Origin of the sequence: Venatorbacter sp. C2-1 (genome assembly GCF_022832715.1) — a bacterium.
Lineage (GTDB): Bacteria > Pseudomonadota > Gammaproteobacteria > Pseudomonadales > Oceanobacteraceae > Venatoribacter > Venatoribacter alkanivorans.
Genome location: NZ_CP094879.1, coordinates 2,304,481 through 2,318,083, shown reverse-complemented (window position 1 = coordinate 2,318,083; position 13,603 = coordinate 2,304,481). Strand labels below are relative to the sequence as shown.

Below are 13,603 nucleotides of genomic sequence, written 5' to 3'. Positions count from 1 at the left end.
TTATGTAAAAGCGGGGTAAAAGGGTATTGCTGACTGGTTGCTGATCAATGAGGCGGTTACAATCTGTTTACTTTCGCATTCAAAAGAAAAATAACTATGTTCTCTCTTTCCCGCATATCTCTGTTGCTGAGTGTCTGCCTGCTGGCGGCATGCAGCGGTAATGGTTCCAGTACCGTGAGTTCTTCAGCCCCCAATAAGTATGTGAATGGCTATGTCGGTAGTTCCAATGTGCAGCAGGCGCAGGTACAGGCAGTGTCTACTAATGTGCAGGGACAGGCGACGTCAGATAAAAATGACGATGGTGAGCTGGAATACATCGGTGCGAAAGCAACATCAACAAATAATGCTTATTATCAGGTCAAAATTAAAAATGACGATGTTGGCCGAGTTCTGACCATGTTCGCTACAGGCAAAGATGGGAGTGTAACGCTGGATCGATGCGAGCTCCCTGAAGGCTGCGGTGATGGTTGGGCGTACCGTGAAACAAAAGCTGTTCCGACTGACTTTGAATGGCGTGCCTCTGTTGGTAATGCGCAGGATAATATGCGTATCAACATTAACTGGATTACTCATGTTGCAAGTTCTCTCGCCCATACATCATATATTGATGCGGATGGCCAGCAGGATGCAGTGGCAAGCGATGGTAGTCAAAGCTGTATATCGGGTAGTACAGGTGGGGCGGAAACCCCGGATTCCGAATCAGGTGTTTATACGCCATTTACGGTTGAGTGTGCCAATTTATGGGTCAGTGCTCTGTTCGGTATCAGCGATATTATTTCTGTGCGTCCGCTGGCGCCATCGGAAATTTATAAAGACCCGGGACTGACTTCCGCCCTGCGTAACGAAGGCATCTTATATGGGGCTTTATTGGCTGCAGGGCAAAGTTTGGCAAAAGATGCAGGCCAAAGCTCTGTTGTCTGGGTCGGGAACTTTATTGATGGATTTTTAGTTCAGCAAGGTCAGTTGTATCAAAAAGGTGGGAATACTACGTCATTGTATGCTTTGTATAATGAAGCGCTGCAGACTCTGGCTGACAGCAGAACTTATTTTTCTGAGCAGAACTACAGTGTTCCGGCGGAGTTGAATCAGGCTATTTCTGACCTTCAGGTGCGCATGGCTGCTTTGCAGGAAAGTCAGTATACAAATGTCAGTATTCCGGTCAGTCAGGTGACTGGCTGGCTGGATCGGATAAATAATGCAAAAGAATTCATTGCCGACCTGAATGAGCGGTTAATTAATTATAAAGGTCAGGATCCGAATACCTGCTCACCTACCAATAACAGTAGTGATTGCGTTAACAGTTTTATCGATCCTGTTTATGCTGCTAAGGCCATTGATCATTACAATATATTGAGGAATGTTTATGAAGGCATTGCTCCTTCTTTGCAACTGGCAACGCAGGCGGTCCGCGATCTGACATTCGAATTAATTGGCTGTCTTCATACCGGTTGTGCCGGAAACGATCGATACAATGCAGAAACCAAGACTCTTACGGGTTCAGGATTGACGTTGGCAATGGTGCCCTACGCAGTGACCGACGGTCAGACAACGGAATTCAATGCGTTTGACTTTACATTGATCGGTGATTTGAAAGTTCCATTTGATGTAGCGGAAACATTGACTATTTCATTTAATGATATCGATGGTACCGACAGTGAAGGAAATGCAACAAAAGAAAAGGCCCGGATTCGGGTTGTCTATGAGGACGCCAGTGTGCTACCTCCGCTTCCAGAGGAAAAAGAGCCACTTGGCTTCGATGTGAATTGGCCGGAAGTAAAGATTCCGGCAGTTGTTGGTTCTCTGAAACAGGATTTTTATTTCTACTTTGCGGCAAAGCTGATTGGTGTTAAGGATCCGCTTGATGCTGTTTCACCATACCACTATAACCTGACCCAGATTTCGTTGGCGCTGTCTGCTCTTGGTGTTGCAGAAGGTAGTATTACCGAAGAAGGTGAAACGGTTGAATTGAAAGATTTGGCGAACCTGATTCTGTCTGGTACTACCAGTAGTCCTGCTAATTATTACTCTGATTCGCTTTGGCCTGAGTTTGATGATTTTTTCCGTATCCGTGATGGCTATGATATTGGCCGTGAAGAAATTGGCATGTTTGAGTATCGCATTGGTTTGAATGAAAGTGTGCGATACAGCGGAGACGTTAAACGGCTGGCTGACTATATAGATGTTAATATTTTCGGCTTTGGCATTAACCGTCTGGAAATATTTTCTGACACTGACGGGGAGGCGGGTATTCGTAAGTGTTCAGTTATTGTTAATGACCAGAATGAGCGGGAAACTGATCTTTGTACGGAACTTAAAACAACGGACGAAGAACTGGATATACATAAGATAGTTGATGGTGATTTTTTAGGTTTGTTTTCTGTACCAGGTCGTGGAGCATACCGGATTTTATTTCCTGATGCTGATGATGACGGGCACTATGAGTTAGATACCACTGGCACCAAAGTAATTCTTGATGGTCGTTTGGAGGCTGTGTTCACCCAGGGAATTGATGGGCTTAATCTTCGTTCCGAACTGAAGCTCGTTGAGGGGGATGAGCGTTTACCCAGCGCTATTGTGAACCTGAACCTCTCGCGGGCAAGTAAGGATCTGTGGGAATTTGCGATGGCGGTAGGTTACGATTATGACTGGCTGGTTGATGTGTTGCCAACAGGTACTCGCGCGCAAAGCCTTTATTTATCGTATCTGATTACTGCTGGTAACGTGCGTGATGAAGATAATCTTGAAAAATTTCATTCGTTTTCATATGAATTGGGCTCCTTGCTTGTTTATCGGGGTGGGGTGAAGCTTTTCACGGATAATCCGGATGGCGAAAGCATTGGTATGACGATAGCGACCCTGGTGGATTATGAGTTGGGCGATGATGCTCAGCCCTGCGGTGTTATTAACCGAAAAGATCAGACGGCTACAGGTCAGTGTAATGCCATTGGTTATCTGACCTACCGCAACTCCATCGTAGGTGTTATCCGTGAAGAGCGTGATGGCATTTATGTCGTCCGTTTCAGTGATGGTCAGTTCCTGGTGCTTGGCGGTTGAAGAACAAAGTTCACTCTTTCCTTTCTGCGGCGGTATATACCGCCGCATTCAGTTTTTCCTTTTCATCTCAGGCGGCCGATCGGCAGCTGTATTCGCTTCTGGAAATTCATGGCAGTTCACAGCCGGTTTCTCTGACCGATATGACGACTGGCTGGGATGGCGATTTTCAGCCAGGCACTTATGCCTATGCCGATGCCCGGTTTCGTTTTGGCATGCGTTATCAAAGCTGGCAGTTAGAGCGTGAAACGCGCTGGTATTATTACCTGACCTTTAATCGTGATACTTCAGAGTTTTACCGCGAGTTGGAGCTGGGGCTGCCCGGAGCAAAAGATCGTCAGTTGGACCTTGAAGTGAAAGGTCTGCAGGCGCGTGGCTTACGTCTTTCTCACCGTTTTGAGTTGCCGGCGCTGAGCATTACACCGGCGCTGGCGTATTACCATGTAGGTCATTTTCAGTTTGGTTCTCTCAGGGGGGCTTCTGTTGCGGGTGATCCGTTGACTGCATCAGCTGTGCTCGATTATCACTTTGATCAGGACAAAATTCTGGAATATCCGGCGGATGTCAGTGATGGTTCCGGCATCAGTATGGATATTTCATTCAGTAGCCTGCTAAAGGAACGCTGGCAGCTGGATGTTGCCTTCAGTGATTTATGGAATCGCTGGCAGTTCGATGATGCCGCTTTCACTACCGGATGCATCAATCTGAGTGGTGGGGGGCAGGCGGTTTGCAACAGCTCGGGGGCCGCTTCCGGCCGCTCGGGGCAATCTTCTTATGTAACCGATATTCCCTGGTCATTGAATACAGGTGTTTATGACACGAGTTGGCTGTTGGGGTTACGCTACTTTCAGCATGACCGTTATCAGCGTTTCAGTCTTGCCAAAGACTGGACGACACCTTTAGGTGATATGGGGATGTCACTTCATTCTACGAATCAGGTTGGAGTGCACTGGCGTTCAGGCTGGCACCAGCTGGAAATAGTCAGCGATGATGTGCGGCCCGCTTATGCGCGGGATATTCAGCTGCGTTTGGGGTTAACGCTGGGTTGGTAGCGGGGCGGACTCTGTTTTTCTGTGACTGCTGCCTGTCTTATCTGTCCGTATTTCTGCGGTCTTCTTTCAACTGCGGGATGCGGCAAAATCCGCTATGATGCGCGCTGGATTTTAGCCGGCGTGACGTTGCCGGTAAGCACCGCCCTGAGCAGCAGAGTCTCCGATGTATCTTGAACATTTCGGTTTTCAGCGTTTCCCTTTCACCATTGCACCGGACCCGGATTTTCTCTTTCCGTCGAGCGGGCATCAGGAGGCACTGGCACATCTGCAGTATGCGCTGACCGGGCATGGCGGCTTGATTTGTCTGACCGGTGAGGTAGGTACCGGTAAAACCACGCTGTGCCGTGTATTTCTTGCTCAGACACCCGCTGAAGTACGCACGGCGTATCTGTTTAATCCACAGTTATCGGCGACGGAGCTGTTGCAAAGTCTGTGTGATGAGTTGGGGCTGAGTTATAACCACGATGCATCATTACGTGAGTTGTACGCTTTGCTCAACAAGGCTCTGTTGGAATGGTATGCCGCCGGGCAGCGGGTAATCTGCGTGATTGATGAAGCGCAGAGTATGCCGCCGCCGCTGCTGGAACAAATCCGGCTGTTGACCAATCTGGAAACCCATAAAGAAAAGCTGCTGACGCTGATTCTTGTTGGTCAGCCAGAGTTGCGGGAATTGTTGGCCCGCCATGATCTGCGTCAGCTCAGTCAGCGTATTACCGCGCGCTATCACCTGCAGAATCTCAGCCTGACAGAAACCCGTGCTTATCTGCGCCATCGCTGTGCGCTGGCTGGTGTGGATGGGCAGTTGTTCAGCCCGTCCGCCGCACGGCGGCTGTGGCGGGTAAGTGGTGGCGTGCCTCGCCTGATTAATAATCTGGCCGACCGGGCGTTATTGGGCGCTTATGCCCGTGGCGGCAGGCTGGTCGACGTCGCTTTGGTTAAAGGCGCTGAAAGAGAAATCCTTGGACATGGTGCCGGATGGCTTGGTCGCACTCCGCGGCGCAGTGCCTTCACTTGGTTGTCGGCATTGATAGGCTTCGCATCCATGGCTGGCCTGCTGGTTCTGCTGTTTGTTTTCAGTCCGGCTTTGAAAGAACAGATTTCAGACTGGCGAGCCCCTGTGACGGCAGACCCGGTATCTCCGCTGGCGCTGCTGACGGCTGCCGGTTTGGCCGGAGAGTCTGACAGTGCGGCAGAGGTTGTTACCTGTGAGCAGCTGCAGGGCAGTAAACAGTGTTTGTGGGTGGACTGGCCGTGGCTCAGGTTGCAAGGCCTATCCGTGCCGGTTGCGGTACAGATGAAATCGGCAGAAGGATTCGTTTGGCAGCTCTTTAGTGCTGATCTTAATCCGGCATCGTATGCGGGACAGGCCTTATTACTGTGGCAGCCCCCCGCCGGATACAGTGGGCAGCTGGTTCGTCCCGGACAAAAATCGGATTTGATTCTCTGGATCCGCCGTCAGCTGAATATGGAATGGCAGGCAGACTGGCTGGTGATCAGTCCGGAAGGACAGAATAATCAGGTTGACTCGCGGTTTTATGATCCTTTGCTGGCCAACCGGGTTGCACAGTTTCAGGCGGAGCATGGGTTGAGTGCCGATAAAATTATTGGCCCGGAAACCTTGCTGTTTATGCAACAGGCGGACCAGGATGAGGCCCGTCCTGGTCTGGCTGGAGGGGAGAATTAATATGTCTTATATCCTCGATGCCCTGAAAAAATCGGAGCAGGAGCGTGCCCGGCAGATGAACCAGGCAATGTCGTTGCAGGACAGTACGTCGATATCCCTGGCGGCAGAAACACCGTTCAGAAGTATTAACCGGATCCTGTTGTCTGTTGCACTGGTTACGGTAATCACGGGACTGTTGTATGGCCTGACTCTGTTAAGTGGTAAATCCGCACCGGTACCGGTGGAGAATTCACCGCAGGTAACTGCACCGGCTGACGATGTAAGCCGGTCCCCTGAGACCGTAACCTTACGCCAGGCACCGCCGGTTGCTGCGGTAACGCCGGCCGTCGGAGCGACACCGGTTCCGTTGCAGCAAACGCCGGTATCGACGCCATCTCCGGCACCGGAAACAGCCATTGATTCTGAGCTGCGGGAGACTGCGCAGCGGGAAACTATGCCGCGCGCGGGTGTTGAAACCCGCTCGTTACCTCCGTTAGCGTCTTTACGCCGGATTCCGCAGTTAATGATCACCAGTCATATTTACAGTCCGGTGCCGGAGAAGCGTACGGTCAGTATGAATAATCGCGAGTGGAATGAAGGAGACCTTATTGCTCCCGGCATTATTCTGAAAGAAATTACCCCGGGCGGTATTCTGCTGGATGTTGATGGCTGGCCATTGCAGGTTGGCCGCAGCAAAGGCTGGCAGGCCATTCCCTGATGCGAGAAAAGACAGCATGCTGAGCAGTGAAAGCAAAGAACGCATCCAGGCGTTGTATCGTGAGTGCATTAAAGCGCTGGATTTAAAACCGCGTTATGGTCAGCGGGTAATGATTGCTGAAATTGCCAAAAGTCTGGGCGCTATCCATGAAGATGATAAAGGCCAGCGCGATAATGATAATGGCATTGCGGTGGTGGAAGCGGGTACAGGTACCGGTAAAACACTGGCGTATCTGCTGGCTGCTTTGCCGATGGCGATTGAAAAAGAAAAGAAACTGCTGATCTCGACGGCCACCGTCGCCTTGCAGGAGCAGATTCTGGATAAGGATCTGCCGAATTTAAAAAAGACCATTTCCCTGCCATTTAATTTTGCACTGGCCAAAGGCCGTGGCCGTTATCTGTGTTTGTTAAAACTGGATAAATCACTGCAGCATTTGTCCGGGTTGCTGTCCACGGTCGATTTATTTGAGCAAACGCCGGAAGAGCAGGACAGGGAGCTTTATGAATCTTTACTGCAGTCGTATGGCTCCGGTAAATGGGACGGTGATCGCGACCGTCTGACTGATGCCATCGAAGATAAACAGTGGTCGCATTTAACCGCCACGCACCGTGAGTGCTCCAACCGGCGCTGCCCGCATTTCCAGAATTGTGCTTTTTATAAAGCCCGTAATGCGATGGAAGATGCGGATGTGATTGTGGCCAATCACGATCTGGTGCTGGCTGATCTATCGCTGGGTGGTGGTGCTGTTTTACCTGCGCCGGAAAAAACTATTTACGTATTCGATGAAGGTCATCATCTGGCCGATAAGGCGCTGAATCATTTCCGCCTTGAAGTTGGCGTGCGTGCGCAGCGCCAGTGGTTGCAGCAGCTGGAAAAGGGCATAGAGCAGTTTGTTGCGGCCAGCGGCATTCCTCACAGCATTATGCATTCGTTAACCGAGGCGCCGCAGAATATCCGCGATATTCTGCAAAGCATCAGTCTGGTCTGGCCATTATTGATGGATATGATCGGCGATCAGGACCGCTTGCGTTTTGAGTCGGGAAAAATGCCGGAGAACTTACGTCAGCTGCTGATTAATATAAAAGGACCGTTGCAACCTCTGTTGCTGTGTCTGGATAAACTCAATGACATGCTGCAGAAATCCCTCGATCCGAAAGAAGATGGTGATTTTACCCGCGACGTAGCAGAAGCCTGGCAGGCGCCAATGGGTATTATGTTTTCCCGTGCGGAGCAATTATCCGAAGCCCTGTCCTGGCTCTGTGCCGAAGAGGCTGAGGGTGCTCTGCCGGTAGCGCGCTGGTTGTCGAAAACCCCGTTTGGTGATGGCTGGGATATTCGTCTGAGTGCCTCGCCTATTGCGGTGGCCGATCAGTTACGCAAAAACCTCTGGTGGCGCTGCTATGGTGCGGTGGTTACCTCGGCAACCCTGACGGCGCTGAACAGCTTTAATAAATTAAGCTGGGAAAGCGGTTTGCCCGACTGGGCAAATTATCAGCGGGTTATGAGTCCTTTCGATTACCAGAAGCTGGGTGAGCTGCAACCGGTGTCGCTGGCATCTGATCCCAAGAGCGATCAGTTTCAGGCAGATATTGAAGACTGGCTGAAAAATAATACCGACCTGAGCCGGGGAACTTTGGTGTTATTCAGTTCCCGTGCCCAGCTTGAGGCCACGCGTGATACGTTTTTACATGACTGGTATGACCAGCTGCTGTGTCAGGGCTTTTTACCGAAAGCAGAAATTGTCCGCCGTCATAAAGAGCGGATTGATAACGGTGAGGGCAGCATTATTTTTGGTCTCGCCAGTTTTGCTGAAGGGATCGACTTACCGGGCGAATATGTCACCCATGTGGTGATTGTTAAAATTCCGTTTGCGGTGCCCGATGATCCGATTCAGGCTGCGATCAGCGAATGGATGGAAAGCCGTGGACGCAATCCTTTTATGGAATTAACCCTGCCTGCGGCTTCTATTCGTCTGGTGCAGGCCTGTGGGCGTTTAATCCGTACCGAAGAGGATCGGGGACGCATCAGTATTCTCGATAAGCGGCTGTTGTCGCATCGCTATGGCAAGTTGTTACTGGATTCTTTGCCGCCTTTTAAGCGGATTTAATAAAGAAATACGCGAATAAAAAAAAGCCCGGTAATTACCGGGCTTTTTTGTGCCAGAGGAGGGGTTTTCAGGCCAGCTGCTCTCTGAGGTCATTATCATTCTGATCGCGAATCATCAGTAAATGGCCTTCAAGGTAGGCGAGCAACTGATCAGCCTCTTTCAGATCACGCTGAATCAGCAGGCAGCGCAGCTGTTTGCGCTCACGCTCCATAATACGCACATGGAAGCGGGCGCCGGTTTCCGGAATTTCCAGGTACAAACCACGGCTGGATTCAGACAGGCTGAGATCCACATGAGTTTGCTCCAGTTCGCAGCCAGCAAAGTTAATATTGTTGATGCGAACAATGTGTTCTTTGCCATTCACTTCATCGATCAGGCGATAAGGCTGCTCCAGCGGACGCTGGCGGCTTTGCAGGCGCTGGTCGGCAAGATCATAGGCTTCCGGATTGTATATTTCGGTACCCTCGATACCTTCCAGAGACTCGCCACACATAAAGCTGTGGAACAGGGTGCTTGAAGCTTCTTTGCGCTCAAACTGGGCCAGATGATCAGCGTTTTTGATGATGGCGAAAGTAGCATTGGCACACTGACGGGCAACGGCAGCGTTTTCTGATGGCAGGGTGAAGTTATCGAATTCACCGGTTGCAATCATGGTCGGGCAGTCAGGGAAGCGTTCAAAGCCCGGAAAATCCAGTAAGCGCTGGGTGTTCTGCGCGTAGCGCTGACGCTCATTGTCGTTCAGTCGGGCAATCTGACGGAACAGAAGACGGCGATAGGTCGGGCTGACTTCGGTTGCCTGCAGACGATTGTGATTGATCAGGTTGCAGACTGCAGTGGTCGCGAAAGCGTTCATATCACCAGCGGCCAGCAACTCCAGCGAGTCTTCCAGCAGGGTGATCAGGCTTTCGCGGCGGAAACAGGTGATGCCCGATAACAGCAGGCGCTCAATCCGTTGCGGGTAGGCCGCCGCAAACAGAGTGGCCATGGCCGAGCCATAGCTGATGCCCAGCATCTGAACTTTATCCAGCTGCTGTTGCTGGCAGAACAACTCAATCAGGTCAGCGTAGTCATTCAGGCTGAGTTCCGGAGCAAGCTGATCGTTACTGCCCTGTGAGGGGAAGTCAGCCAGAATTACCGGATGTGTGCTGACGACTAATTCCACTTCACTTTTGAATGAGGTGAAACTCTGGAATGCACCACCGAGAAAAACGACAGGCGTTTTATGGAGGTTTTCCGGAAGGCTGTATGCCTGGAATTCGACTTTGTACTGCCCGCGGGGAGTATCCAGCAGTTGGATGCGGGGAGTGTTGCGTAGATCGGCGGCAGAGAAGGTAGAGAACTGCATAACACAATTGGCTCTTTTATTCTTATAGTTTCCCGACTCTACCCCATTTATAGACAAATGGCCACAGTTGTATGTTTTCTTTACGGAACGCTGATGTTGTTGTAAGTGTTTGATTATATTGATGTTTTTGTATTTTTGCGGGCCGTTTCCTGAGGCGTTTCAGGGATATTGGCCCGCAATGTCCGACTTATTGCTGAGGAAGATTGATCGTGAAAATGATTTCTGAAGGAGTTACATCTATCCGGTATTCTCCGCCCGGAGTTTGGTGAGTCTGGGCGTTGATGTTGTCGCTGTTCGGAATGCTGATAGCAAACTGTCCCGGTGCAATGTTGTATCCCAGGCCGGCCGGTGGCGTGACATCGGGAGTTATGTTGGTCGGGAATTGCAGGTTACCGTAGTCAATCGGCGTACCGGGTTCGAGGCCAAGGACATCACGCAGGTATTCCTCTCGCAGAGCCTGTTGTGGGTCCAGTGCCGGAGTGTGGAAATCGTAGGTGCTTTGACTCAGCAGAGCGTTGTCCCGCTGCTCTGACAAATATTGATCAGCAATTTGGGAGGGGACTTCTGTTCCGCCATTTAACGGATCACTTTCGCTGTAGGGCTTATCCAGTGGTGACACCCGTAGGGAGGCGTCCCCCTGACCGTTTTCCGCTTTCTGGGCGGCGGGCTGCCGGCGGACAATGACCGTGGTGTCTTTAATGTAGGCTTCGGTCATTTCTTCGGGCGGAATTTCTGTGATTTCGGCCTGAACGGACGCGCTGATAAGTATGCTGGCCGGCAGTATGAGTGACAGAGGCAGCAACGCGGAAAGAAAGGAACGGTTCATGGCGGTGTGTCCGGTTAGTTTTTCTTTATCCTAGAGCAGGGCGATAAAAGGACAAGGTTCTTTACGTCAAGTTTGCCTCTGGTTCTCTGTGCGGCGTCTGTGGTGGAACTGATGGCCCGGAATGCCGCATATTTTTGTGATTGAAGAGGCATCGTCTCTATACAATCCGCAGCTTTTCCGTGCACGGGTGTCGCTAAATCCGGCATTGTCGGGCACTATTGCGTCCGGATTGTTGTCCACCCTGTTCTCTCTGTTTGATTAAGGTCACAATGAACATTTCAGAATCCTCTCTGCCTTTATGGATAGGCCTGCGTTATCTGGCAGCTAAGCGACGAAATCATTTTATTTCTTTTATTTCAGCATCTTCGATGGTTGGTATGACACTGGGTGTGGCGGTCCTGATTCTGGTGCTGTCGGTGATGAATGGCTTTGATCGCGAATTACGCGAGCGGATTCTCGGAATGGTGCCCCATGGCGTGTTGTATGAACGCGGTGGTATTAACGACTGGCAGGTGCTGGCCGAACAGGTTGAACAGCAGCCGGGTGTCGTGGCTGCCGCACCTTTAACCCGTCTGCAGGGCATGCTGGGTTATGGCGGTCGTGTTCAGGGGGTGATGGTTACCGGGATTGAACCTGCGGCAGAGGCGCGGGTTTCGATTTTGCCGCAGCATGTCATTGATGGTCAGCTGGACGATTTACAGCCCGGCAGTTTTGGTGTGCTGCTGGGCAGTTTGCTGGCGCAACATCTGAATGTTGTGGTGGGCGATAAAATTACTTTGATGCTGCCGGAAGCAACTCTGTCACCGGCCGGGGTATTGCCACGCATTAAACGTTTAACGGTGGTGGGTATTTTTTCGGTAGGGGCTGAGCTGGATGCCAATCTTGCCGTCGTGAATCTGGAAGATGCGCGTAAGCTTGGGCGCATCAATGCTCAGGCTCAGGCTTTGCGGGTTAAATTCAGTAATTTATTCGATGCGCCGGCTGGTATCTGGCGCATGGTCAATACGCTGGATGGTTATTACACCGGCAGCGACTGGACCCGTACCCACGGCAATTTATTTCAGGCGATTAAGCTTGAGAAAACCATGATTGGCCTGCTGTTGCTGATTATCGTTGCGGTGGCTGCCTTTAACATTATTTCAACGCTGGTTATGGTCGTAACCGATAAACAAGCCGATATTGCGATTTTACGTACCATGGGCGCACGGCCATCGACCGTGATGGGTATTTTTATGGTGCAGGGTTTGTCTATTGGTCTGGTTGGCGTTGTCCTTGGCACGATACTGGGCGTGTTGGGAGCGTTAAGTATTTCCGAAATTGTTGCCTGGGTTGAGCAGACTTTTGGTTTCCAGATTTTAAGTGCCGACGTGTATTTTATTTCATATTTACCGTCACAGTTGTTATGGAGTGATGTGGTGATTGTAACCAGTGCTTCCTTGTTGCTGAGTTTCCTGGCGACGCTGTATCCATCGTATCGCGCATCGCGTGTTCAGCCTGCGGAGGCATTACGCTATGAGTGAGTCCTGGGTGCTTGAGGCCACGGGCCTGCGTAAAACCTACACATCCGGACCACAGGCGGTAACAGTCTGGCAGGATGTGGATTTAAAGATCAAAGCAGGGGAGTCGGTCGCCATTGTCGGTGCCTCGGGTTCCGGTAAAACCACATTACTGAATGCGCTTGGCGGACTGGACACGGTGGATGCCGGTGCCGTCATTATTGGTGGCCAGCCATTGACCAAATTGAGTGATGCGCAGCGTACCCGCCTGCGTAATCAGGAAATTGGATTCGTTTATCAGTTTCATCATTTATTGCCGGAATTTTCGGCGCTGGAAAATGTGATGATGCCGCAGTTGCTGGCCGGTGTTGCACGTAAGGCCGCGGCCGCCCGGGCGCGTGAGTGCCTGGCGCAGCTGGGGCTTGAACATCGTGTTGATCATAAACCGGCGGAGCTGTCCGGTGGTGAGCGTCAGCGTACGGCGATTGCCCGGGCTCTGGTGAATCGTCCACGACTGGTGTTGCTGGATGAACCAACCGGTAATCTGGATCAGCAAACCGCGCGACAGGTCGAGGCTGCTATGTTAGCTCTGACCGAGCAGGCTGAGACGGCATTTATTATGGTGACTCATGACAGCGAACTGGCAGGCCGGATGAACCGCTGTCTGCAGTTGCGCGACCTCACGTTATCTCCCTGGCAGGGATAACGCCGGGAGATTCTTTCACATCGGCCGGCAGTATTAATTACCGCCGGCTGTCAGTTACTTTCTTCGTTTTCTGCGGCACGCTTCAGGCGATTAATACGGCGTTTTTTCCAGTTATTGGCAATATGCAGTCGCCATGCAAGGTGGATGGCAAAATATCCGCATAAACCAAGAAAGATGCCAACGGTCAGTGATCCCACCAGCAAGGGTTGCCAGATGGAAACCAGTTCATTCAGCACCCAGTCGAGTGAAAGTTCAATGCTGAAGCTGTTGCTTGGTGTTCCCAGAAGCCAGGTGCCGAACAGATAAGTACCGTAGAACAATGGGGGAATCGTGATCGGATTGCTGACCCAGACCAGACCAACCGAAATCGGTACATTGGCATTGGCGTAAAAGGCAAAGAATGCAGCAATACCCATCTGGAATGGCATCGGCAGAAAAGCAGTAAATAAACCGACCAGGAATGCACGCGCTACCGAGCGGCGGTTGACGTGCCAAAGATTGGGTTTGCTGAACAGCGGGGAAAGGAAACGCAGAGAAGGATTACTCTGTACCTGTTCCGGCGATGGAAAAAACTTCTGTAAAAACTTTTTAGGCATGAACATCGCCAGCTGATTTATGCGCGCCGATTATGCCGATAAT

Annotated in this window: 10 protein-coding genes; 7 read left to right on the top strand and 3 right to left on the bottom strand. The window is 51.1% G+C overall.

The window, feature by feature from the left end:
* The first annotated feature begins 96 nt into the window (after positions 1 to 96).
* From MT343_RS10260 to dinG, 5 genes are all read left to right on the top strand, one after another.
* The gene (locus MT343_RS10260) at positions 97 to 3,054 is read left to right on the top strand and encodes a hypothetical protein (RefSeq protein WP_145468471.1); all 2,958 of its coding nucleotides are present in this window, start codon (positions 97 to 99) and stop codon (positions 3,052 to 3,054) included.
* Between the two features lie 140 nt (positions 3,055 to 3,194).
* The gene (locus tag MT343_RS10255; RefSeq protein ID WP_145468473.1) at positions 3,195 to 4,103 is read left to right on the top strand and encodes a hypothetical protein; all 909 of its coding nucleotides are present in this window, start codon (positions 3,195 to 3,197) and stop codon (positions 4,101 to 4,103) included.
* 163 nt (positions 4,104 to 4,266) lie between these two features.
* Positions 4,267 to 5,787: an ExeA family protein gene (locus tag MT343_RS10250; protein WP_145468475.1), complete on the top strand. Its 1,521-nt coding sequence runs from the start codon at positions 4,267 to 4,269 to the stop codon at positions 5,785 to 5,787.
* 1 nt (position 5,788) lies between these two features.
* Positions 5,789 to 6,484 (top strand): general secretion pathway protein GspB, encoded by a 696-nt coding sequence (locus MT343_RS10245; protein ID WP_186435861.1) that lies wholly within the window; start codon positions 5,789 to 5,791, stop codon positions 6,482 to 6,484.
* Between the two features lie 16 nt (positions 6,485 to 6,500).
* Positions 6,501 to 8,591 carry an ATP-dependent DNA helicase DinG gene (dinG, locus tag MT343_RS10240; protein WP_186435862.1) on the top strand — a complete coding sequence of 697 codons (2,091 nt, stop codon included), beginning with the start codon at positions 6,501 to 6,503 and terminating at the stop codon, positions 8,589 to 8,591.
* Positions 8,592 to 8,658: 67 nt separating this feature from the next.
* Here dinG and MT343_RS10235 read toward each other — a convergent pair whose 3' ends face one another.
* Both MT343_RS10235 and MT343_RS10230 read right to left on the bottom strand, forming a co-directional pair.
* Complete coding sequence (locus MT343_RS10235) at positions 8,659 to 9,936, bottom strand: alpha/beta fold hydrolase (protein ID WP_145468482.1); 1,278 nt, start codon at positions 9,934 to 9,936, stop codon at positions 8,659 to 8,661.
* Positions 9,937 to 10,123: 187 nt separating this feature from the next.
* Positions 10,124 to 10,762, bottom strand: coding sequence for a hypothetical protein (locus MT343_RS10230; protein WP_145468483.1), 639 nt, complete (start codon positions 10,760 to 10,762; stop codon positions 10,124 to 10,126).
* Between the two features lie 269 nt (positions 10,763 to 11,031).
* Between MT343_RS10230 and MT343_RS10225 the strand changes: the two genes are divergently transcribed.
* Together MT343_RS10225 and MT343_RS10220 are read left to right on the top strand one after the other, a co-directional pair.
* On the top strand, positions 11,032 to 12,282 hold the full coding sequence (locus tag MT343_RS10225) for a lipoprotein-releasing ABC transporter permease subunit (protein ID WP_145468485.1): 1,251 nt from the start codon (positions 11,032 to 11,034) through the stop codon (positions 12,280 to 12,282).
* The gene (locus MT343_RS10220) at positions 12,275 to 12,964 is read left to right on the top strand and encodes an ABC transporter ATP-binding protein (protein WP_145468487.1); all 690 of its coding nucleotides are present in this window, start codon (positions 12,275 to 12,277) and stop codon (positions 12,962 to 12,964) included. Before MT343_RS10225 ends, MT343_RS10220 begins: the two co-directional genes overlap by 8 nt.
* A 50-nt stretch (positions 12,965 to 13,014) precedes the next feature.
* Here MT343_RS10220 and MT343_RS10215 read toward each other — a convergent pair whose 3' ends face one another.
* Entirely contained in the window at positions 13,015 to 13,560 is a 546-nt protein-coding gene (locus MT343_RS10215; protein ID WP_145468489.1) for a DUF2062 domain-containing protein, read from the bottom strand.
* Positions 13,561 to 13,603: the final 43 nt, after the last annotated feature.